Raw genomic sequence first — 21,975 nt, 5'->3', positions numbered from 1 at the left:
GTTAGTTGACGTTGCCTGCGGTATCGTTCCAGTGTTCTTCCCTGAGTTCGAACTTCTGGATCTTGCCGGTCGAGGTCTGGGGAAGCGTATCGCGAAACTCGACCTGCGTCGGGCACTTGTAATGAGCGAGTTTGTCTCGAGTGAACTCGATGAGGTCGTCTTCGGTTAGCTCCGAATCGTCGTCGGTGACGACGAGCGCCTTCGGCGTCTCGCCCCACTTCTCGTGGGGAACGGCGATGACCGCGGCCATTCGAACGTCGGGGTGGTCGTAGATCGTATCCTGCACTTCGATCGAGGAGATGTTCTCGCCGCCGGAGATGATGATATCTTTCTTCCGGTCGACGATGGTTATCATCTCGTGCTCGTCGATGGTCGCGATGTCGCCGGTGTGGAACCAGTCGTCGACCCGGTCGTGAAACGCCCGTTCGGTTGCAGCCGGCTTGTTCCAGTACCGATCGAGGACCTGGTTTCCTCGAGCGACGACCTCGCCTTTCGTCTCGTCGTCCCGCGGAACGTCCTCGCCGTCCTCGTCGACGACGCGTATCTTCGTGTTCAGCGTGGCGAAGCCCGGTTTGTTGATGATGTCGTACGTGTCGCCGCCCTCGATCTTGCGCCTCGAGTTGCTGGTCGTGATCAGCGGGCCGGTCTCGGTCGCGCCGTAGGCGTGGATGATCCGCCAGCCGAGTTCGTCCTCGGTCCGCCTGATCGTCTGTTTCGGCGGCGGACTCGCGGCGGTCTCGACACGGACCGGCTTCTCGCCGCTGGTCGGAACGTCGGCTTCGTCGTGGTACTCGAGGAGCATGTTCAAGACCGTCGGCGCGCCGCCGAGGAACGACACGTCGTGCTCGCGGATGCGCTCGAACACCGTTCCGGGGTCGAAATCCCGCAGGATGACGTGGGTGCCGCCGATGCCGGTGAGCCCGTAGATGTGTCCCCAACCGTTGATGTGGAACATCGGCGAGGTCCACAGGATGGTGTCGTCGTCCTCGAACTCGACGTGGTGGGCGTGGATCAGCGCGTGGTAGTGCTGGATGCGATGGGTGTGGACGACCCCTTTCGGATCCCCCGTCGTCCCCGACGTGTAGAGGATCGTCGCGTCGTCGTCCTCCGAGAGATCGACCGCGTCCGGCGCGTTCGGTGACGAGTTCTCGAGGACGGTCTCGTAATCGTCCCAGTCTACGTCGGACGAGTCCGACGAGGATCGCCCGGGTTCACCGGCCTCACCGCCGTCGACCGCGGCGGCGTCGTAGGCGATCCACGACTCGACGCCTTGATCGCCTTTGAGGTGCTCGAGTTTCCCCGCGTACTCGTAGTCGGCGATGAGGACGGTCGGATCGCAGTCGTCGACCAGATAGTCGTACTCCGCTGGTTGGAGCCGGACGTTCAACGGGACGAACAGCGCGCCGAGTTGCATCGTCGCGTACAGCGTCTCGATGAAGTAATGGGAGTTCGGCGACAGCAGGGCGACGCGGTCCCCCTTCTCGACTCCGCGTGCCTGCAGCGCGTTCGACAGTCGATCGACTCGCTCGCCGAGTTCGGCGTACGTAAACGCCGTCCCGTCGTCTGCGATCACGCCGATTTCGTCGCCGAACAGGGTCACCGCTCGATCCAGATAGTCCGTCGTGAGTAGTGGCTGTTTCATGCGTCGACCGATAGCGTCTCGCGTTGGTCTGTCGGTGCGATATCTTCGTATGTTACCATACCCATTGGCATAGGTACCCATTCGCAAAATAGGTAGTTCAGTCTTACGGTCCCCCCAGCTAGACAATTCGAACGATCGGAGAGCACACGTTGGCAACTGACAATTTCAATTATCGTCGAAAGACAGTTGGTTGAGGATCGTCCGCTGCCTGCCGTTCCTATTCCCCCGTGAACTCCGGATCGCGCCCCTCGAGGAACGCGTCGATTCCCTCGTCCTTGTCGTCGGTGGCGAACAACTGCACGAACAGTTCGGCCTCGTAATCTATCCCCTCCTCGAGCCCCATTCGAGAGCTCGCTTTCACGGCGTTCTTGGCGAACTCGAGCGCGATCGGGCTCTTTGACGCCATCTTCCCGGCGAGGTCGTACACCCGCTCGTCGAGGTCGTCCGTCTCGAGCACTTCGTCGACGAGGCCGATTTCGTGGGCCTCCTCGGCGTCGATCAACTCGCCAGAGAGGATCAACCGCATCGCCTGTCCCTCGCCGACGAGCCGGGTGAGCCGCTGGGTGCCGCCGCCGCCGGGGATGATGCCGAGGTTGATCTCGGGCTGGCCGAGTTTCGAGCCGGCTTCGGCGATCCGCACGTCGCAGGCCTGGGCGAGTTCGCAGCCGCCGCCGAGCGCGTGGCCGTTGATCCGGGCGATCACGGGAATCGTCGCGTCGTCGACTGTCTCGTAGACCCGCGGGCGCTCGCTCGCCTCGCGTTGCTCGACGACCCCGCGCTCTCGAAACTCCGTGACGTCCGCGCCGGCGACGAACGAGCCCGAACCATCGCCGCCGGTGAGGACGAGGACGCGAACGTCGTCGTCTGCATCGGCCGCCGCGACGGCGTCTTTGAGTTCCGTTCGAACCTGCTCATTGAGCGCGTTTCGAGCGTCCGGACGCTCGATTGCAACGGTCGCGACCCGATCAGCGTGGGTGCCCACCTCGACCGACAGCAGGTCGTACTCGTCTTCGAGTTCACTCATTTCTCTCACCCCAGTCGCCGCTCATCCCGACGCGCTCGCCGTCTTTCCAGACGTAGAACCCCTCGCCTGACTTCTTCCCGAGGGTCCCGGCGCGGACCTTCCGCCGGAGCATCTGGGGCGGCTTGAACCGCTCGCCGAGTTCCTCGCGGAGATGTTCGGCGATGTGGAGTCGAACGTCGAGGCCGACGTGATCGGTTAGCTCGAGCGGCCCCATCGGATAGCCGTAGCCGATTTTCATCGCCTCGTCGATGTCAGCCGGACTGGCGACGCCCTCCTCGACCATCCGAATCGCCTCGAGGCCGGTCGCGACGCCGAGTCTCGAGGAAGCGAAGCCGGCGGTATCCCGAACGACGACGGCTTCCTTCTCGAGGTCGCGGACGTAGTCGACGGCGAACGATTCCGTCCGGTCATCGGTCCGTTCGGCGACGACGATTTCGACCAGATCCATGATGTGCGGCGGGTTGAAAAAGTGGAGGCCGATCGCCCGTTCGGGTCGATCGAGTGCGCTCGCCATCTCGGTCACCGACAGTGAGGAGGTGTTCGACGCGATGACCGTCTCCTCGTCCGCGGCGGCCTCGACGTCCGCGAAGACCTCCTGTTTCAGGTCCATGTCCTCGGGAACCGCCTCGACGACGAGGTCGGCGTCTTCGACGGCCGCCTCGAGGTCTGTCGTCCCCTGGATGCGCGCCAAGGTTTCTTCCATCTCGGTTTCGGTGACTTTGTCCCGGTCGACGCCGCCTTGCAAGTTGTCGCGGACCCCCTCGAGTCCGTCCTCGACGAACGCTTCTTCGACGTCCCTGAGAACGACGTCGTGACCCGCCATCGCGGAGACCTGCGCGATTCCGTGGCCCATACTCCCGGCTCCGAGTACCGTAATTTGCATACGAAATCAATCTCGAGTATCGATGAAAAACCTTCCTATCACTCGTGTCTCGATCGACGACCCGAATCGAAATAGGTCCGCACCAACCCGCCAGCTAGTCGGTCGGCTCGAACTTCACGCCGTATCGGGGCAGGCCTTCCTGCGTGTAGATTCGCCGGATCGTCGCCGCGACGGTATCGCCGACAGAGACCGACTCGGGGTCCACGTCGGTAATCTGGGCCGGCAGCGTGATCGTCCCTTCGTCGGCCTCGAGCGCGACGATCGCGACCGCGTACGCGCCGTCGCGTTGCTGTTGTTCCGCGAACTCGGGCGGCGCGCCGCCCTGCCCGATCGCGGTCACGGCCCGAACGGTTCCCGTCCGGGGCGCTTCGAACTCGTCGAATTCGACGCGAGCGTGACACTCCTGGCAGGCGCCCTCGGGTGGGAACGTGACGCCGCCACAGTCAGGACAGGAGCCGGCCACGAGGCGGTAGCGCTGCTCGAGCGACCCCCGCCAGTTCGGCAGGCTGACGTTCGCGCCGCCGCCGGAGACCTCGCCGTCGACGACGTAGCCGCGCTCGCGGAGGTACGCGGCGTAGGAGATCGGTTCCGCCGATTCGAGGTCCTCGAGTCCCGGCACCGAAAGGGTGCCTCTGCAGGCGAACGCGGCCGCGCTGCCGCCCCCGAAGAAGGCGGCGATCGAAAGCTCGCTCCCGCCGTCGTCAGAATCGGAAAGCGCCGAGAGCAGTCCGATCGGGACGGTTGCGGCCCCCGCGTCGCCGATGCGGTCGACGACGGTTCCCGCCCCGACGGCGTCGGTCGAGAGTGGAAGGTCACCCGCGACGCGGTAGGGAAACGCGCCGTCTCGCTGGTGAATCGCAGCGCCGGTCGCCGTCTCCGGGTCGACCTCGAGCGACGTCACCGCGCTCGTGACGGCCTCGCGAACCGCGTCGCGTTCGTAGGTCGTGATCCCGAGGGCGTCGACCGCCTTAGTCCCGCGTTCGCGGAACCGAACGCCAGGCGTCTCGTCGCTGTGCCAGGCGCTGTCTTCGACCTCGACCGCCGGATCGTCGCCGACGATGAACGCTGCGGCACCCGCGCCGAGCGGATGGTCGGCATCGGCGGGCACCCCTTCCGGACAGTCAGCGACGACCACGAGCGCCGTCCCGTCGGCGTCGAGCGCCCTCGAAAGCGCCTCGGCTCCTGCCGCGGTGTGCTGGGTCGCGGTCGTCGTCGCGACCCGCGCCGGGAGATCGAGCGCGCGGACCAGCCGCGGAACGAAATCGCCCTCCGCGAGCGGGGGCGTCGTCGTCGCGGCCGCCACGACGTCGATGGCCGACCGATGGCGGGACGTGCTCTCGAGCGCCCGTTCGGCGGCTGTGACGGCCATCGTCAGCGCGTCCTCGTCCGCGGCGGGGACCGCCTTCTGCTCGACGCCTGAGGCGTGGCTCGTTCCCCATGCGGCCTCGAGTTCGTCGCTCGAGAGCCGGAATCGTGGGACGTAGACGCCGGCGGCGACGATTCCGCTCATGCCGATCCCTCCGTTTCTTCCTTCTCGAAGATGTGGACGGTCGCGCCGCCCCCGCTCCCGCCGACGTTGTGCGTGAGCCCGTATTTCGGATCGTCGACCTGGACGTGTGCCTCGCCTCGGAGCTGGTCAAACGCCTCCACGATCTGGCCGGTCCCGGTCGCGCCGATGGGGTGGCCCTTCGATTTCAACCCGCCGCTGGTGTTCGTCGGCAACTCGCCGTCGGGGTCGGTCACGCCCTCCCGAAGGAGCCGTCCGGCCTCGCCCCGATCACAGAAGCCCAGATCCTCGTAAGCCAGGAGTTCGGCGATAGCGAAACAGTCGTGGACCTCCGCGAAGTCGAGGTCTTCGGGCCCGATCCCCGCCGCCTCGTAGGCGTCTTCGCCGGCTCGAGTGCTCGCCGGGACGGACGTCAGCGAGCCGCGCTGGAAAAGGCCGACTCGCCCGCTCGAGGCACCGCAGCCGGCGACGCGGATCAGCGTGTCGCCGTGTTTGCTGGCGACTTCCTCGCTCGCGACGAGCACGGCGCTGGCTCCGTCGGTCGTCGGACAGCAGTGATAGAGGTTGAGCGGGTCCGCGACCGCCGGCGCGGAGACCGCGTCCTCGAGCGAGCACTCGAAGCCGAGGTGCGCTTTGGGGTTTTGCGCGCCGTTGGCGTGGTTTTTCACCGCGACGCGGCTCAGGTCCTCGACAGTGGTGTCGTACTCGTTCATGTGGGCGCTGGCCATCTGCGCGTAGACGCCCGCGAAGGTCGTCCCGCTCGTTCGCTCCCACTCGGTCTCACCGCTGACGCCGAGCCACCAGCGGGTGTGATCGGAACTCGCGTCGGTCATCACCTCGTAGCCGCCGGCCAGCGCGACGTCGGCCATTCCCGAGCGGACGGCCGTGACCGCCTGTCGAAACGCGTAGCCGCTCGCGGCGCAGGCGTTCTCGACTCGAGTCGTGGGAATTCCGTGGAGGCCGACGTGTTCGGTGACTGCGGGCCCGGAGAGGCCGATCTGCCGGCCGCCGACTCCGAGCGTTCCGAGGAACGCTTCGTCGATCGACTCCGGCTCGAGTTCCGTCTCCACGCTATCTATCGCCGCGTCGAAGGCGTCGTCGAACAGCGACAGATACGTCTCGTCCGGAAACGAGCCGAACGACGACTGCCCTGCCCCGAGGACGTATGCATCTCGCATGGGTGGGGATAGCTCCCCCGGTCCCTTATAGATGACTCACGACGAACGTGAGCCGATTCACGACTACTGGTCAGCTCGTTCGCGATCCGCTAACCGATGATCAGCACGGCCGCGGTCCGCGAACTGACAGCGACGACGGTTCGACGAGACGGCCCGACCGACCGGTACCATACGCTTTTTATCGGACCGTACGATAGATGAACACGTATGAGTTACAGCGGGCCGACAGACCTGTTCATCGACGGCGAGTGGATCGAAGCCGAAAACGCCGAGACGTTTACGACCGAGGACCCGGCGACCGAAGAGACCTACGCTACCATCGCGCAAGCGGCGGAAGCCGACGTCGACAGCGCGGTTTCTGCGGCCGCCGACGCGGTCGAGCGCGACAGCGACTGGCGCTCGCTCGAGCCGCGCGAACGCGGCCGGCGACTCGATGCCATGGCGGACGCTATCGAATCGATGTCGGACGAAATCGTCCGCGTGGAGTCTCGAGACAACGGCAAGACGCCGTTCGAAGCCTCGCTGGACGTGGAGATGGTCGTCGACACGTTCCGGTACTACGCCGGCTGGACCGACAAGATTCAGGGCGACGAGGTGCCCGTTCCCGGCAACCGGCTGAACTACACCGTCCGGGAGCCGGTGGGCGTCACGGGCCACGTCATCCCGTGGAACTATCCCTTCCAGCTCGCCGGGCGGAGTCTCGCGCCCGCGCTGGCCTGCGGAAACACGGCCGTGCTCAAACCCTCGAGTACGACGCCGCTGTCGGCGCTTTACTACGCCGTCGCGGCCGAGGAGGCCGGGCTTCCCGACGGCGTGTTGAACGTCGTTCCCGGCCGCGGATCAACCGCCGGAAACCGACTCGTCGAACACCCCGAAGTCGACCACGTCGCGTTCACGGGCAGCACCGGCGTTGGGAAGGGCGTCATGGAGCAGGCGTCCCAGAACGTGACCGGCGTAACGCTGGAACTCGGCGGCAAAGGCCCGAACATCGTCTTCCCGGACGCCGACCTCGAGGCTGCCGCCGCGGGCTGTCACTACGGCATCTTCATGAACGCCGGACAGATGTGCTGGGCGGGGTCGCGCCTGCTCGTCCACGAATCGATCCACGACGAGGTGGTCGAGCAGGTCGTCGAACGAGCCGAGGCAACGCCCCTCGGGAGCGGCATCGACGACGACGGGCGAATGGGACCGACGGTCAGCGAGAGCCAGCAGGCGGAGGTCCTCGAGTACATCGAGAGCGGGAAAGAAGAAGGCGCGACGGTGGCGACCGGCGGCGGCGTTCCCGCGGACAGAGACGTCGGTCACTTCGTCGAACCGACCGTGTTCACCGACGTGACCAACGACATGGCGATCGCTCGAGAGGAGATCTTCGGTCCGGTGCTGTCGGTCATCGAGTTCGGCGACCGCGAGGAGGCGATCGAAATCGCCAACGACTCGCCGTACGGCCTCATGGCCGGCATCTGGACGTCCGACCTGCAGACCGCCCACGGCGTGGCCGATTCGCTCGACTACGGAATGGTGAGCGTCAACGAGTATCCGGTCACCCAGCCCCAGACGCCCTTCGGCGGGTTCAAACAGAGCGGTCACGGCCGCGAGCAGGGCACCGAGGCGATCCACGAGTACACGCAGACGAAAAACGTCAACGTGAATCTCGAGTAACGTCGCCCTCGAGTAATATCAATCTCGAGCGAGCGCTCGATCAGATTGCGAACCGGCGGTGAGCACACCTCTCGAGACTTTTATGGTGGTGTGTCTCGCGTATTGGACCGTATGACTCTCATCGAGAACGCCCTCTCCGAGGAGCATCGAGAGATCCGGGATCGAGCGGCGTCGTTTGCCGCGGACGTCGTCGAACCGGAAGCCGAACGCATCGAGCGAACCGACGAATTTCCGCGGGAGGTCATAGAGCAGGCAGGCGAGCGCGGCATTCTCGGGATACTTCTCCCGGAAGCCTACGGCGGGGAAGGGTCCGATTTCCTCTCGTACTGTCTCGCGATCGAGCAAATCGCGCAGGCCAGCGGCGCGGTCGCCGAGTCGATTCACGGCCACATCTTCGCGGCGCTGCCCATCGCGACCTTCGGCACCGAAGAACAGAAAGAGACGCATCTCGAGCCCATGATACGCGGCGAATCGGTCGGCTCGATGCTACTGACCGAACCCGACGCCGGCAGTTCGCCGACCGAACTGTCGACCGTGGCGGCGGAACGCGACGACGGCGACGGCTACCGCCTCAGCGGCGAGAAGTCGTTCGGAACCAACGCCGGCGTCGCTGACGTCCACCTCGTGGTCGCCCGAAAACAGCCCGCGCCGGAAGACGGACACGGCGTGAGCGTCTTTCTGGCTCCCGGCGTCGACGACCGGGAGGGGTTCACCTTCGACCGATCGGAGTTCATGGGCATGCGCGGTCACGTTACCGGCGACTCGACGCTCGAGGGCGTTCCCGTCGACCGCTCGGCGCTCCTCGGGGAGGTCGGCCAGGGCTTTCGAATCGCGATGGGGACGATAGACATGGCCCGAACCGGTCTCGGTGCGATCGGGACGGGCATCGCCACCGCAGCGTTCGAGGAAGCCCTCGAGTACGCCGGCGACCGTGAACAGGGCGGGCAAGCGGTCGGCAAGTATCAGGCGGTGCAGGTGCTCATCGCCGAGATGGATGCCCGACTCGACGGCGCTCGCCACCTCGTCTACGACTCCGCGGCCGCGATCGCCGACGACGACGCCAGTACGCGCCAGTCGAGCAAGGCGAAGTACGTCGCGAGCGATACCGCCGAGTTCGTCACCCGGAACGCGATACAGGTCCACGGCGGGAAGGGCTACCGGACGGATCTGCCCCTCGAGCGCTACTACCGGGATGCGAAGATCCTGAGCATCATCGGCGGCACGACGGAGATCCAGAAGACGACGGTTGCGAGCAACGCGCTTGGACTGTAGCCGACCCAACCTCGATTCGTCCACAGCCGCGCTCGAGAGTTCTTCGAGAGAGCGGTCTCGGTGCAACCGGAGCCGACGCGAGACGAATCACTGGGCGGTGCCCGCCCGTACGGCGTGTGTTTCGTCCCTTACAAACCCGACCGAACGATACCGTATACATATTCCGTATACACCCCTCTTCGTTCTGACCAGTCGACCGATGCTCGCAACCGAACGTCGACCGGTTCGGTTCTACCCAGCAGTTGTGAACGGCCGTTTACAAGAATACATATGTAATTTCTCGTGTTCCGCGCGCATCATATGGCATGGTATACGGCACCCGTATACATGGAATGGGTCTTCAGTACACTTGAGTATACGGAACGAACGTCTAGCCGTCTCTCTGTGGCTCTTCGCGAGAACATGTCTTCGGCCTACAGGTCCGACTCGAGCGCACGAACCTCCTCGCGGACCGCCCGGATTTCCTCGGTCTGTTTCGCGTTCGTCTCCGCGAGCGTCTCGATTTCGGCCGCGACGTCTTCGGTCTGTTCGACGGATGTACCGAGCATCGTCGCGACCTCTTCGGCGGTCGCGGCTTGATCGTCGGTTGCGCCCGCGATCTGTTCGATGCCCGTCGTTGCCTCGCCCACCGCCGATTTGATCTCGGACTGTTTGTCGTCGACGGATCGGGCCCGCTCGATGGCAACGTCGACGCGCTCGATCGTCGCCTCGACGCTGTCGATGGTTTCGGTCGTGTTTTCGCGGACGTGGTCGACGATGTCCTCGATCGTCCCGACTTCTTCTTTTGACTGGTCGGCGAGTTCCTTGACCTCGTCGGCGACGACGGCAAAGCCCTCCGCGCCCGCATCGACCTGCGCGGCTTGGATGTTGGCGTTGACCGCCAGCAGGTTCGTCTCGTCGGCGATCTGGTCGATGACATCGACCACTTTGTCGATCTCCCGGACGCGTTTTTCAAGTTCGCGACTGTTCTCGGAGAGGGTATCCGTCGCCCCGCGAACCTCGTCGATCATCGAGACGATTTCGGCGGTCGCGTCCTTCGATTCGTCGGCCAGTTCCGCGGCAATTTCGCTCTGGCTGCTGACCTCCTCGGCGCTCGCCGATATTTCTTCGACGGTCGCCGAGAGGGATTCCATCTCGTTTCTCACGTCTACCAGATTCTCCACCTGTTCCTCGGCAAGCGCGTCGACCTCTTCGGTCGTCTCGGCGTTCGTTTCGGCCGCTTCGAGCAACTCTTCGACCGCACCCTCGACGGTCTCACTGATCGATTCTTGAATGTGCTCGAGTTCCTTCCGTTGCTCGACTAGCTCCGTGACGCTACTTACGTACTCGAACGCGCCGATCGAGTCGCCATCGGGCGTTAACAGCGGCACTCCCGCCGCTCGAACGTGCCAGTTGTCCCCGTCCGTTTTCCCGGATCGGATTCGGTCCTCGCGGACCGGTTCGCCGGTGCGAGCGACCTTCTCCGCCAGGGTTTCCTCGACCCCCTCAGTGCCGACGATATCGATCGCCTGATTCCCGACGGCCTCCGCCTCGGTCGCGCCGATCAACTCGACGATCGGGTCGTTCCAGTGGGTAATGGTACCCTCGTCGTTGACGACGACGACTGACTCCGGAAACTCCGCAACCAGTTGATCGAAGAGGTTTCGCCAGAAGTCACGTTCAGTCCGCAGTCGCTCGAGTTCGCCGTCGGCATCGGTCCCGACATCGGGTTCAGCCGGGGCGAACAACGATTTTGTTTCTGACATCTGTGCTAGGTATTCGTACGCATGTTTGAATAGCTTCTGGCCGACGTACTCTAAATCGGTGGAATACCGTTGCAATCGCCGTGTTCCGCCCGCACACGGAATACAAAAAAACCTTCGGCCCCGCTAACAGGAGCAGCTGACTGTTCAACAGACGACAACCGGACGACCGGCGTTAAGGAGTACCGACTGCGCGACGCTTCCAAACAGAACCTTTCCCGCGGGTGATCGTTTTCGACTCGCAACGACGATATATCTGGCGTCATGCTCGTCTGCATACCCGACGATACGGTCCGTCGGGTCACCCACTAACCCGACAGCTTTCGTTTTCGAATCGTCCGTCGATATTGCCTCGTCCGCGACATCCGCTGCGACGCCGCGAACGCGATCCATATCGAGTGCGGTTCCTGTTTTGTCCACGCTCGTTCGCTCCAGACTCACGAACTCCGACTCCGACAACACGTGAACCACGTGAATCGTGTCGTCGAAGGCCGCTGCCAGACGCTGTGCCTGATCGACAATTTCTGCTGCCCGTTCTGATCGGTCCACCGCTGCAACGATAACCATAACAAGGGCTTGCACTCCCAGCTATTTACTCTTTCCCAGAGACGTTTCAGACGAAACGGAAATCTGTGATTAGAACTCTAAAATCGAGTGCTCGCTGGCCTATTCGTCGTCCTGATACGTGTCCAGAACGTCCCAGTCGGGTTCGAGACCGAGCCCCGGTTCGTCCGGCAGTGTGATCGATGCGCCCGTCGGTTCTGGCGGAGACTCGTATATTTTCTTCCCGATTTCCCAGACGATGTCGTGAAATTCGACCATCCTTCCGTTGGATACTCCCGCTTGGAGATGCATATTCTGGAACGGCCACCCGCCGCCGTGGAAGACATCGACATTGAATGCGTTCGCCATTCCTGCAACTTTCGCGGCTTCGGTGTATCCACCGGTGAAACAAACGTTCGGGAGGCTAATATCGATCGCTCCGCTCTCGATGAGGTCCCGGTGACGGAAACTGTGGCCTTCGTTCTGACCCGCAGCGATAGGAACGCGAGTCCGCGTTCGGAGGTCAGCCAGGAGCGATGCATCGTTGCCGTAGACCGGCTCCTCAAACCAACTGATCGATGTCGACTCGAGACGGTTGCACAACTCGAGCGCTTCGTTGAGTGAGTACAGGTAGTTCGCGTCGATCGCTAATCCGACATCATCGCCGACGGCCTCTCGAACCGCAGTGACTCGTCCAGCGTCGACGCTCGGATTCGCCCACGATCCCTTTCCGACGACGACTTTGATCCGCTCGGCGCCGTCCGAGACGAGCTGCGTCGCGACATCCGCGAGCAGGTCCTCGTCTCGAATCGCCTGTCCGATCGTATAGTACACCGGTACCGTATCGTCGGCACCCCCTAACAGTCGCCACACGGGTTCGTTGTACTGTTTTCCCTTAATATCCCACAGGGCAATGTCGACGGCGCTCACCGCCGTACTCCAGACGCCGGTCTGTGCTCGGGGATTGAGTTCGGCGGACAGACGGTCCCAAATTCGTTCGGTGTTCAGCGGGTTCTCTCCCGTTATCAACGGGGCAATGTGATCGTTTACGAACGAGGCGCTCGCTCGAGGATGGAGATACCCTGTTTCGCCATGCCCGACGATTCCGTCGTCCGTTTCAACGGTAACGAACGCGAGCGTCATCTCATCAGGTTCGTCCATTCCGGGGACAGTAGCCGGGACGGTGTGTGTCGTCGCTTGAACGTCTGTGATATGCATCTATGAATCACCCACTTGTACACGAATCGATAGTGGCCGCATACTTATCCTTACTGATCGGCTTTCCAGGGGTTGTTGGTCTACGAGTGGGTCCGGCGGTGTCAAACGGGCGACGCTCAGACCGAAGCCAAACGAAACCGCTGTCAATCGGCACCACCTCCGATAGCCGAACGAACCAGTGTGAAGACGGGAGAAGCGATTACGGAGACGGTGAACAAAGTGAGCAATAACGGAATCGGCTCGTTGACAAAGATCATGAGGGAACCATCGGACAACTGTAACGACCGAACGAGGTTCTCCTCCGCGATAGGCCCGAGGACGATTCCCAGCACGAACGCGATGATCGAATAATTGTGCCGCATCATAAAGAAGCCGAGTATTCCGAAGATGAGCACGGTAAATACGTCCAACCAACTCCCTCGGAGCCCGAACGCCCCCAGAGAAGCGATCGCGATAACGATCGGAATGATGTAATCGGTATCGATCGTCGTGATGTACACCGCTTGAGTGATGATCAGGAGACCGAACAGAAGGATAATGGCGTTGCCTGCCAGCAACGCAAGGAAAATACTGTATGTGATATCGACGTTGTCCGTGAACAGTTCAGGTCCTGGCCGCAGACCGTGCATCACCAGCCCGCCGAGAAGGATAGCGGTCGCACCGCTTCCGGGAATGCCGAACGAAAACGTCGGAATGAGCGACCCGGCGACCGTTCCGTTGTTCGAAGCTTCGGATGCGATTACACCCCGGTGGTTTCCGGACCCGTACTCCGTTTCTCCCGCTCCGCTTCGGACCGCTTCGGCGTAGGAGATAAAATTCGAGATCGAGGCACCCGACCCCGGAATCGCACCGATGAACATGCCAATGTACCCAGATTTGATCGTCGTTATCGGGGAAGCCAAGACCTTTCGAACGCCGGAGAGGACGTTTCCGCTCAAACTGAGGTCCTTGTTTGCAAGACTCCCCGTTTCTCCGGCTAGCTTGATCATCTCACCGATGGCGAAGATACCGATCAACACTGCGACGAAATCCAGTCCGTCATAGAGGATGAACGTATCGAACGTGTATCTCGGTTGCCCGGCCGCAACCGGAAAACCGATGGTTGAGAGTAACAATCCGAACGCGCCCGCCGTGAGCCCTTTTACCATCGATCCCTGCGCGATGATCGTTATCAGGGCGATTCCGAAGAGCGCGATGAGGAAGTATTCGGGCGATCCGAACATGAGCACGATCGTCGTCAGAAACGGCGTCAACAGGATGAGCGTGATAATGGCGAAAGTACCGCCGAGTGCCGATGCCGTTGCAGAAATCGAGAGTGCATCCATCGCTCGACCCTGTCGAGTCATCGGGTAGCCATCCATCGTCGTCGCCGCAGCCGCAGCCGTTCCCGGAGTGTTGATCAAGATCGCCGCGATACTTCCCCCGTACATCGCTCCACTGTAGATACTAATAAGGAGGATTATCGCATCCGGCCCATCGAGACCCATCGTTAGCGGAAGGACGACCGCCAGACCGAGGTTCGGCCCCAAACCGGGAATCGTTCCGATGATAATCCCTGTGAGGACCCCAACCACTAACCACCCCGCCGTCGGCCACGTAAAGAGTATTTCTAGCGCACCGAACAGCGATTCTGGAATCATGATTACACTATCACTCCATCAGTCATGTTTACGGGAAGTATCGAATTGAACGCGAGTGCGGCGGCAATGCCGACAGCCACGAGTAACAACGTTACAAGTCGCGGAAGACCGAATAGCTTTGCGAACGCGAAGATAAACACTGGAGTTGCCCACACGAGACCGATTGCGTATCCGACCAGTCCATAGCCGGCGAGGAGACCGACGAGGATCACCTGCTTGGTGGTATCTATCTCGGTATCACCCCTTGAGTACGAGGGCTCGTCTTCGCCCGATTCGCGTTCGCTGGCCGATTCCTGAAACTCTTCGTCGTATTGATCGAACATTCCCGCCGATTCGGTGACCATTTGCTGTATCGGTTGTGGCAGGTGCTCTCGTACAAGCAATAGAACGCATCCACAAACCGTTACAACTGCGGCGAACCGAGGAAAAATGCCGGCTTCGTAAGAGAAAGAAAACGATTCAATGAGCATGTAACTCGAGACGCCCAACATCCCCAGAAGCATCAATACTTCCGCGGTCACTCGACGTTTCATCGAATGATAAATTGAATTGATCATGCTACGTAGCCGCTTTTACTCCAGGTCGTCTAGATCAATGATTTCCGGAATACGTTCCTGGTTTTCCTCCAAGACAGCTAAGACCTCTTCTTCGCCGCCGAGGTACTCGAGGTGATTCCCGGTCTCGTCTGCCCACGACTGTAGTTCGTCGCTCTCGAGCGCCGTTTGGAGGGCTTCATTTAGAATGTCGACTCGCTCGTCCGGTGTATCGGGCGGTACCATGAACGAACGAAGGAACTGTCCCATAAAGTCAATCTCCGCTTCGTATCCGTAATCGGTGTAGACCGGTAAATCCGGGAAGACGGGGCTTCCTTCACTCGACAACGCAGTCAACACGTCAATTTGATCCTCGGCGTCCGCTGCGGCCGTCTCAGTCACGATACCCGCCGACACCTCGCCGGAAGCTACCGCTTGAATAACCGGCCCACTTCCGTCGTATGCGACGTAATTTTCCCACGGGACATCCAGCTCCGACTTGAGAGATTCCGCGAGTACGTGATTTGGTTCTCCGGGCGACTGACCGGAGATCGACTCAATCTCTCCATCCTCGTACGCTTGGACGACCTCTTCGAAGTCGTTCAATCCGAGTTCGGGATCCGTAACGAGCACCCAGACGGTCTGTGTGTACGCGCCGATGTGTCTGAACTCGTCGATGGTAAAGCCCGGGTCTTGCGTGAGAAGGGGGACAACGGACGGTGAATTCATCGGAGAAATCGTGTATCCGTCCGGTGCAGACCCGTACAATTCAGTTATTCCCCGAACGCCAGCTGCGCCTGTGACGTTTTCAAATCCGACCGAAACGTCGTTGCTGTCTGCGATTTCTTGCCAGATCTCCCTGGTGAATATATCCGTCCCACCGCCTTGACCCCATGGAATGACTCCCCTGAATTGTTCGGAGGGGAAGTCTCCATCCCCACCGCCACTGCCGCCGATACATCCTGCGAAGACAAGCGATGCGGCCCCTGTTCCCCCGGCTACGGTGCGTTGGATGAATGTACGTCTATCCTGCATGGTCTGTAATGAGAGATAGATACTACTTAAATCTTTCGGGATGCCTGTTAACTGGTGTCAATAGTTCGGACACAGTCTCATTTTCTATACATGATACATAACACTCGCCCGCTCTTGATCTTGATAGTAGACCACAAGGGGCGTCTCTCGACATGAACGGACGAGCGGATCTGCTGCCCCCTCGTCGGTTCAGTTGTAATCAGTTTCGGGTAGTTTGCGTTTTTGGTGAGAATTCGCCAGTACCGTTTCATTCCCGTTCCGCCATCGCGAGAGACAAAGTACGCCTCGAGAACGCCAAAATGTGGGTCACAAAGATTTATATCGTAGATGGCGACATCTACACTGTGAGATGAACAACAGTCAACGACCAGTTTCCACGGGGTCGGTCGATGTCGATATCGATCCACTCTCGCAAGGAGGGATACCAATGGACATCCATCAAGTCGTCCGCCCCGACGGAAGCTACGATACCGAACGTCTTCCCGACGTAGACGACGAAGCGTTCCGCGATCTGTATCGGTGGATGCTGCTCCAGCGCGTGTTCGATACTCGAGCGACGAAGCTCCAACGACGCGGATTGCTCGGGACGTATCCGTCGGGTCGAGGGCAAGAAGCCGCCATTATCGGCAGCGGGTTCGCGCTTTCTTCCGAAGACTGGGTTTTCCCGTACGGGCGTGAAACGGGCACGCTATTGATGCACGGACTCTCGATGCGCGACCTGCTGCTGTACTGGCGCGGGATCGAAGATGCCTCGCGCATGGAAGAAGCGAATATTTTCGGGCTCGCGATTTCGATTGGCTCGCACATTCCGGTCGTCACCGGCAAAGCCTGGGGGATGCAACTCGCGGAGGAGGACCGGGTCGCGTTCGCGAACCTCGGTGACGGTGCGACCTCCACCGGCGCGTTTCACGAAGGAATCAACTTTGCCGGCGTGCTCGACGTACCCGCCGTATTCTTCTGCCAGAACAATCAGTACGCCATCTCGCGATCCTTCGACGGGCAGACCAACGCTGAGACGGTAACACAAAAAGCGCTGGCCTACGGTCTCGACGGTATTCGCGTCGACGGCAACGACGTGCTCGCGGTCTACAACGCCGTCTCGAGGGCTCGAGAACGCGCGCTCGAGGGCAATCCAGTGTTAGTCGAAGCGGTCACCTACCGACGTGGAGCCCACACGACGAGTGACGACCCGACGCGGTATCGCTCCGACGAGGAGGTCGACGAATGGGCCGAGCAAGACCCCCTCGAGCGGTATCAGGCGTTCCTCGAAGAGACCGGTCGTTGGGAGGGAATCGACGAGGAGACGATCCGCGAGGAGGTCGAAGCCGAGTTCTCCGAGGCGGTCGACGCCGCCGACGCGTTCGAAGAACGAGGTATCGAAGAAATCTTCGCCCATCTCTACGAGGAGACGCCGCCGGAACTCGAACGGCAACTCGACGAATTCGAAGCGCTGCTCGAGGAGCGACCCGAGATGTACGACCACATCGAACGCCGACCGAAGGGATAAGAGACGACAATGAACGCGACAATCATCGAAGCCATCAACGACGCGCTGCACGAAGAGATGACCACCGACGAGAAGACCGTCGTCTTCGGCCAGGACGTCGCCGAATCCGGCGGCGTCTTCCGAGCCACCGAGGGACTGCTCGAGGAGTTCGGCGCCGAGCGCGTCCTCGACACGCCGCTCTCGGAGATCGCCATCGTCGGCGCAGCCGTCGGCCTCGCAACCCACGGCTACCGGCCGATCGCCGAGATCCAGTTCTCGGGCTTTCTCCCGCCCGCGTTCGACCAGCTCGTGACGAACGCCAGCCGCATCCGCTGGCGCACCCGCGGCGAACTCACCGCCCCGATGGTCGTCCGCACCCCCTACGGCGCCGGCGTGCGAGCGCTCGAGCACCACTCCGAAAGCCTCGAGGGGGCCTACGGGCATATTCCAGGGCTGAAACTCGCGATTCCCTCGACGCCCCATGACGCGAAGGGCATGCTCATCAGCGCCATCCGCGACCCAGATCCGGTCCTGTTCATGGAGCCCAAACACGTCTATCGCTCCATCCGCGAAGACGTTCCCGAAGGGTCCTATACTGAACCGCTCGGTGAGGCAGCGGTACGGCAAGAAGGCGAGGATCTCACCGTCGTCTCCTGGGGAGCCATGATGCACAACACCCTCGAGGCGGTCGACAACCTCGAGGGCGTCGATGCCGAGGTAATCGACCTCCGGACGATCTCGCCGTTCGATAAAGAAACCGTCCTCGAGTCGGTCGAAAAGACCGGGCGCTGCGTTGTCGTCCACGAAGCGGCCAAAACCGGCGGCTTCGGCGGCGAAATCATCGCCACCATCAACGACGAGGCCCTGATGTATCTCGAAGCTCCGGTTAACCGGGTTACCGGCTTCGACGTGCCAGTCCCCCTCCTCTCGATGGAAGACTACTACATTCCACATCCGCCAAAAATCGAAGCAGCGATCGAGGAAACCCTCAGCCACTGAGATCCTATCGGTTCAGCGTGTGGATTGCTTTCCCCTGTGCGTTTTCGGCCGCCTCCATCACCGCCTCCGACAGCGTCGGGTGGGTATGGACGGTGCCCGCGATGTCCTCGAGTTTCGCACCCATCTCGATCGCTAACCCAACTTCCGCGATGAGCTCTGACGCCTCGGGTGCCACGATCTGTGCACCGAGGACGAACTCGGTCTCCTCGTCGGCGACGATCCGGACGAAGCCATCCGATTCATCCATTGTAAGCGCGCGACCGCTCGCCCTGAGTGGCATCGTTCCAACGACTGGATCGAACCCAGCCTCGTCGGCCTCAGCTTCGGTCATCCCGACCGTCCCGATTTCGGGGTCGGTAAAGACGGCCGCGGGAATCGCCTGCTGGTCGAGTGCCGCCGGCTCACCGGCCGCGATACCGGCGGCGACGAGCCCTTCGGCGCTGGCTTTGTGCGCTAACATCGGCTCCCCCGCGACATCACCCACTGCAAGCACGTGCTCGAGGTCCGTTCGCGTGTACTCGTCCGTCTCCAGAAAGCCGCGCTCGTCGGTCTCGAGACCCAGTGCATCTAGCTCGAGCGCGTCGGTCACGGGTTCGCGGCCGACTGCGACCAGTACGCGGTCGGCCTCGAAAACCGACTCCTCGCCGTCTTCGTTTTCGGCGACGACTTCGATCCCGTCGCCAGTCTCGCGCCACTCGCTCGCCCCGAGACCGAACTCGAAGTCGATGCCGAGTTCTTCGGCCCGGTCGCGGACGACGCGAGCGACGTCATCCTCGTAGGTCGGCAGTGCATCCTCGAGCATTTCGACCACAGTCACGTTCGCACCGGCTTTCGCGAATACGGTCGAGAGCTCCATCCCGATGTAGCCCGCACCCACGACGACCAGTTCCTCGGGAATTTCGTCGGCCTCGAGCGCTTCGCGCGAGGACCAGACTTGGTCGTCTGCGAAGTCGAAGCCGGGAATCGACATCGCCCGGCTTCCCGTCGCGATGATCGCGTGCTCGAACTCGATGGATTCGCTCCCCTGGCCTTCGCCACCGTGGGCGACTCGGACCGTCTCCTCGTCGACGAACGTTGCAGTCCCCTCGAGCAGCGAGACGCCGTTCGCTTTACACAACTTCTCGACGCCGCCGGTGAGCTGGTCGACGACGCCGTCTTTCCACTCGACGAGCGCTCGCATGTCGATCGACGGGTCGGCGTGGATGCCCATCTCCTCGGCCGACGCTGCGTCGTGGGCGATGTCCGTTGCGGTGATCATCGCCTTGGAGGGAATACAGCCGTAGTTCAGGCAGGTACCGCCGTAGGCGTCGCGCTCGACGAGCGTCGCGTCGAGGCCGTGTTGGGCCGCCCGGATCGCAGCCACGTAGCCGCCGGGGCCGCCGCCGATTACCAGTACATCAGTCGCCGTCGTAATATCTCCCATAACCATTATTCTAAGAGCAGCAGTTCGGGATTGTTCAGGTATCGCTTGACTTCGTTCGTAAACCGTGCGGCTTCCGCGCCATCGACGATCCGGTGATCGACCGACATCGAAATCGGCAGCGTCTCTCGAGCGACGATCTCGCCGTCCTCGGCCCACGGCCGCTCTTTGAGCGATCCCAGCGCCAAGATTCCCGCCTCGGGGTGGTTGATGATCGGCGAGGCGTATTCACCGCCGACCGCGCCCACGTTCGTTATCGTGAACGTCCCACCCTGCATCTCCTCGAGCCCGATCGAGCGGTCTCGAGCCCGCGCGGCTTTATCAGAGATTTCGTCGGCTAACTCAAGTAACCCTTTCTGGTCTGCATTGTCAATAACCGGGACCATCAATCCCGCATCGCTGGCGACCGCGATCCCGATGTTGTACTCGTCGTGGAGCACGATCTCCTCGTTTTCCTCGTCCAGTTCGGCGTTGATCGCCGGAACCTCCTTTAATCCCGCGACGACGGCTTTGACCGCGAACGGCATGTACGTTAGCTTCGTCTCTCGCGCTTGTGCTTCCGGTTTGAGTCGGCTGCGCGCCTCGACGAGTTCGGAGACGTCGACCTCGTCGTGATGACTCACGTGCGGGGCCGTGTATTTCGAGGTCGCCATTTTCTCGCCGATCGTTCGGCGCACACCGGTGTAGGGGATCCGATCGCCGGGGCGCGGTCCCTCCTCGGTAGTCGGCGGAGAGTCCGTGCCGGAAGAATCCGAAACGGACGACGCTGACGCGTCATCGCGAGAGTACGTTCGCACGTCCGCCGGGGTGACGAACGGTTCGCCGTCCCGCTGTTCGCTCGCCGGAATGTCGTCGAGGGAGAGACCCTTTTCGCTGGCGAGTCGGCGAGTCGCCGGCATCGCCAGCGTCCGATCACGGCCGGCCGCTTCGAAAGAGATGGGTGCGTTTCCCGTGCTACTCGATGGGGCTCTACCAGAAGTGGTTCCATCAGGGGTAGTTCCGTTGGATTCGCGCTCAGTAGCGGGTTCAGGGGGCTCCGAATCGGAAAGTGGTACCGTATCCCCAGCGTCTCGGCGGGCGGCTTCGCGAACGTCGCGTTCGGTGATTCGATCGCCGGGTTCGGGGGCCGCGACGGCCGAAAGGGGGACACCGAGTTCGCGTGCAGCGTTCCGTACGCTCGGCGGGGCGAACACGCGCTCGTCCGACACACCGGGTTCATCTCCGCGCTCGATCCGGTCAGATTGTGGCCGTTCAGTAGGCTCGGTTGTTTCTTCGGGTTCCTCGTCGGGGACTACTGTGTCGGTAGCCTCAGCAGCCCCCTCGTCCACTTCGAAGACCACAAGCACGTCACCCACCGGGACCGTGTCACCTTCTTGTGCACAACGTTCCACGATGACGCCATCGTAGGCCGATGGGATCTCCACCAGCGCTTTGTCGGTCTCGACCTCTGCAATCGGTTGATCCTCCACGACGTGCTCGTCTGTCCCGACGAGCCACGCAACAAGTTCTCCTTCAGCCACACCTTCGCCGACATCAGGAAGTTCAAACTCCGTTCTCACCATACAGGATATTACATCTAATGTACAGAACTATACGCTCTTCGGTTGGATCCGGAAAATTCGACTCGGCGCAGTTCATCGCGGTAGCCGAACGACCGTTCGAGTGACGAAAACTGAACACGGTTTCTCGCTGTCACAGCACCATCGGAGCAACGACATCGTCATTCTCCACGACATCGAAACACAGCTCGTGACAGTAGACACCTCGTGTTATCGGCGGAACGGCTGTCGCCGGACGCCCGATGAAAAGACGGTCGTGAACGGGAGTGCTACAACAACCGATGGAGCACAGATTGTAGACAGAAGAAAACGGAGAGTCACCATCACGCTAACCGCCGAAACGGGCACTGATAGAGTCGACGAGTTTCCGACCAACGTCTCACGTCCACTACGGATACATTACGGTAGATAGGTGGATGCGTATCCGAAGATATTACAATCATATACCTGTAACAGAAACAATACGCTTGAGAAAGATCGGATGGGACCTGAGCGGCGACGACCACAGACTATTTGAGAGGGTCAACTGCTCGTTTCGGAGAAGGAAACAGCAGTAAGTCGTGATAGTGTTTGAGGACATCATTCAGCAAGAATTCTAAATAACGTGAGTTCCGTCTTGAGAAGCGGCATCAGTC

Annotated in this window: 17 protein-coding genes; 4 read left to right on the top strand and 13 right to left on the bottom strand. The window is 61.6% G+C overall.

What is annotated here, in order from left to right:
* Position 1: 1 nt before the first annotated feature.
* The 5 genes from HALLA_RS14455 to HALLA_RS14435 form a co-directional block, all read right to left on the bottom strand.
* Positions 2 to 1,642 carry a long-chain-fatty-acid--CoA ligase gene (locus tag HALLA_RS14455; RefSeq protein WP_049954217.1) on the bottom strand — a complete coding sequence of 547 codons (1,641 nt, stop codon included), beginning with the start codon at positions 1,640 to 1,642 and terminating at the stop codon, positions 2 to 4.
* Positions 1,643 to 1,859: 217 nt separating this feature from the next.
* Positions 1,860 to 2,666: an enoyl-CoA hydratase/isomerase family protein gene (locus tag HALLA_RS14450; protein ID WP_174887909.1), complete on the bottom strand. Its 807-nt coding sequence runs from the start codon at positions 2,664 to 2,666 to the stop codon at positions 1,860 to 1,862.
* Positions 2,659 to 3,549, bottom strand: a complete 891-nt coding sequence (locus HALLA_RS14445) for a 3-hydroxyacyl-CoA dehydrogenase family protein (RefSeq protein ID WP_049954215.1) — start codon at positions 3,547 to 3,549, stop codon at positions 2,659 to 2,661. Before HALLA_RS14445 ends, HALLA_RS14450 begins: the two co-directional genes overlap by 8 nt.
* Before the next feature lie 94 nt (positions 3,550 to 3,643).
* Positions 3,644 to 5,059 (bottom strand): zinc ribbon domain-containing protein, encoded by a 1,416-nt coding sequence (locus HALLA_RS14440; RefSeq protein ID WP_049954214.1) that lies wholly within the window; start codon positions 5,057 to 5,059, stop codon positions 3,644 to 3,646.
* On the bottom strand, positions 5,056 to 6,234 hold the full coding sequence (locus tag HALLA_RS14435; RefSeq protein WP_049954213.1) for a thiolase domain-containing protein: 1,179 nt from the start codon (positions 6,232 to 6,234) through the stop codon (positions 5,056 to 5,058). The genes HALLA_RS14440 and HALLA_RS14435 overlap by 4 nt, the downstream gene beginning before the upstream one ends.
* Positions 6,235 to 6,441: 207 nt before the next feature.
* Between HALLA_RS14435 and HALLA_RS14430 the strand changes: the two genes are divergently transcribed.
* Together HALLA_RS14430 and HALLA_RS14425 are read left to right on the top strand one after the other, a co-directional pair.
* On the top strand, positions 6,442 to 7,893 hold the full coding sequence (locus tag HALLA_RS14430) for an aldehyde dehydrogenase family protein (RefSeq protein WP_049954212.1): 1,452 nt from the start codon (positions 6,442 to 6,444) through the stop codon (positions 7,891 to 7,893).
* Between the two features lie 111 nt (positions 7,894 to 8,004).
* Positions 8,005 to 9,165, top strand: coding sequence for an acyl-CoA dehydrogenase family protein (locus tag HALLA_RS14425; RefSeq protein ID WP_049954211.1), 1,161 nt, complete (start codon positions 8,005 to 8,007; stop codon positions 9,163 to 9,165).
* A gap of 413 nt (positions 9,166 to 9,578) precedes the next feature.
* On the opposite strand, the gene HALLA_RS14420 is transcribed toward HALLA_RS14425, so the two are convergent.
* From HALLA_RS14420 to HALLA_RS14395, 6 genes are all read right to left on the bottom strand, one after another.
* Positions 9,579 to 10,910, bottom strand: a complete 1,332-nt coding sequence (locus HALLA_RS14420) for a methyl-accepting chemotaxis protein (RefSeq protein ID WP_084569049.1) — start codon at positions 10,908 to 10,910, stop codon at positions 9,579 to 9,581.
* A gap of 144 nt (positions 10,911 to 11,054) precedes the next feature.
* Positions 11,055 to 11,474, bottom strand: coding sequence for a universal stress protein (locus HALLA_RS14415; protein ID WP_049954210.1), 420 nt, complete (start codon positions 11,472 to 11,474; stop codon positions 11,055 to 11,057).
* A gap of 99 nt (positions 11,475 to 11,573) precedes the next feature.
* Positions 11,574 to 12,668, bottom strand: a complete 1,095-nt coding sequence (locus HALLA_RS14410) for a mandelate racemase/muconate lactonizing enzyme family protein (RefSeq protein ID WP_242406222.1) — start codon at positions 12,666 to 12,668, stop codon at positions 11,574 to 11,576.
* Between the two features lie 143 nt (positions 12,669 to 12,811).
* Positions 12,812 to 14,308 carry a tripartite tricarboxylate transporter permease gene (locus HALLA_RS14405; RefSeq protein WP_049954208.1) on the bottom strand — a complete coding sequence of 499 codons (1,497 nt, stop codon included), beginning with the start codon at positions 14,306 to 14,308 and terminating at the stop codon, positions 12,812 to 12,814.
* 2 nt (positions 14,309 to 14,310) lie between these two features.
* A complete protein-coding gene (locus tag HALLA_RS14400) occupies positions 14,311 to 14,829 on the bottom strand; it encodes a tripartite tricarboxylate transporter TctB family protein (protein ID WP_169732148.1) in 519 nt (172 codons plus the stop codon).
* Between the two features lie 51 nt (positions 14,830 to 14,880).
* The gene (locus tag HALLA_RS14395; protein ID WP_084569047.1) at positions 14,881 to 15,876 is read right to left on the bottom strand and encodes a Bug family tripartite tricarboxylate transporter substrate binding protein; all 996 of its coding nucleotides are present in this window, start codon (positions 15,874 to 15,876) and stop codon (positions 14,881 to 14,883) included.
* Between the two features lie 349 nt (positions 15,877 to 16,225).
* Between HALLA_RS14395 and HALLA_RS14390 the strand changes: the two genes are divergently transcribed.
* Positions 16,226 to 17,383: a thiamine pyrophosphate-dependent dehydrogenase E1 component subunit alpha gene (locus tag HALLA_RS14390; protein WP_049954205.1), complete on the top strand. Its 1,158-nt coding sequence runs from the start codon at positions 16,226 to 16,228 to the stop codon at positions 17,381 to 17,383.
* A 9-nt stretch (positions 17,384 to 17,392) separates the two neighbouring features.
* On the top strand, positions 17,393 to 18,361 hold the full coding sequence (locus HALLA_RS14385; RefSeq protein ID WP_049954204.1) for an alpha-ketoacid dehydrogenase subunit beta: 969 nt from the start codon (positions 17,393 to 17,395) through the stop codon (positions 18,359 to 18,361).
* Positions 18,362 to 18,365: 4 nt separating this feature from the next.
* Here HALLA_RS14385 and lpdA read toward each other — a convergent pair whose 3' ends face one another.
* Both lpdA and HALLA_RS14375 read right to left on the bottom strand, forming a co-directional pair.
* Positions 18,366 to 19,790, bottom strand: coding sequence for a dihydrolipoyl dehydrogenase (gene lpdA, locus HALLA_RS14380; RefSeq protein WP_049954203.1), 1,425 nt, complete (start codon positions 19,788 to 19,790; stop codon positions 18,366 to 18,368).
* Entirely contained in the window at positions 19,790 to 21,343 is a 1,554-nt protein-coding gene (locus HALLA_RS14375) for a 2-oxo acid dehydrogenase subunit E2 (protein WP_049954202.1), read from the bottom strand. Before HALLA_RS14375 ends, lpdA begins: the two co-directional genes overlap by 1 nt.
* Between the last annotated feature and the right edge of the window lie 632 nt (positions 21,344 to 21,975).

Source organism: Halostagnicola larsenii XH-48, from assembly GCF_000517625.1.
Lineage (GTDB): Archaea > Halobacteriota > Halobacteria > Halobacteriales > Natrialbaceae > Halostagnicola > Halostagnicola larsenii.
The sequence above is the reverse complement of the archived record's forward strand: the minus strand, read 5'-3'. Positions and strand labels throughout refer to the sequence as shown.

Coding starts and splice junctions, on each gene's coding strand:
- HALLA_RS14455 (WP_049954217.1), bottom strand. CDS start 1,642: ATGAAACAGCCACTACTCACGACGGACTATCTGGATCGAGCGGTGACC.
- HALLA_RS14450 (WP_174887909.1), bottom strand. CDS start 2,666: ATGAGTGAACTCGAAGACGAGTACGACCTGCTGTCGGTCGAGGTGGGC.
- HALLA_RS14445 (WP_049954215.1), bottom strand. CDS start 3,549: ATGCAAATTACGGTACTCGGAGCCGGGAGTATGGGCCACGGAATCGCG.
- HALLA_RS14440 (WP_049954214.1), bottom strand. CDS start 5,059: ATGAGCGGAATCGTCGCCGCCGGCGTCTACGTCCCACGATTCCGGCTC.
- HALLA_RS14435 (WP_049954213.1), bottom strand. CDS start 6,234: ATGCGAGATGCATACGTCCTCGGGGCAGGGCAGTCGTCGTTCGGCTCG.
- HALLA_RS14430 (WP_049954212.1), top strand. CDS start 6,442: ATGAGTTACAGCGGGCCGACAGACCTGTTCATCGACGGCGAGTGGATC.
- HALLA_RS14425 (WP_049954211.1), top strand. CDS start 8,005: ATGACTCTCATCGAGAACGCCCTCTCCGAGGAGCATCGAGAGATCCGG.
- HALLA_RS14420 (WP_084569049.1), bottom strand. CDS start 10,910: ATGTCAGAAACAAAATCGTTGTTCGCCCCGGCTGAACCCGATGTCGGG.
- HALLA_RS14415 (WP_049954210.1), bottom strand. CDS start 11,474: ATGGTTATCGTTGCAGCGGTGGACCGATCAGAACGGGCAGCAGAAATT.
- HALLA_RS14410 (WP_242406222.1), bottom strand. CDS start 12,668: ATGCATATCACAGACGTTCAAGCGACGACACACACCGTCCCGGCTACT.
- HALLA_RS14405 (WP_049954208.1), bottom strand. CDS start 14,308: ATGATTCCAGAATCGCTGTTCGGTGCGCTAGAAATACTCTTTACGTGG.
- HALLA_RS14395 (WP_084569047.1), bottom strand. CDS start 15,876: ATGCAGGATAGACGTACATTCATCCAACGCACCGTAGCCGGGGGAACA.
- HALLA_RS14390 (WP_049954205.1), top strand. CDS start 16,226: ATGAACAACAGTCAACGACCAGTTTCCACGGGGTCGGTCGATGTCGAT.
- HALLA_RS14385 (WP_049954204.1), top strand. CDS start 17,393: ATGAACGCGACAATCATCGAAGCCATCAACGACGCGCTGCACGAAGAG.
- lpdA (WP_049954203.1), bottom strand. CDS start 19,790: ATGGTTATGGGAGATATTACGACGGCGACTGATGTACTGGTAATCGGC.
- HALLA_RS14375 (WP_049954202.1), bottom strand. CDS start 21,343: ATGGTGAGAACGGAGTTTGAACTTCCTGATGTCGGCGAAGGTGTGGCT.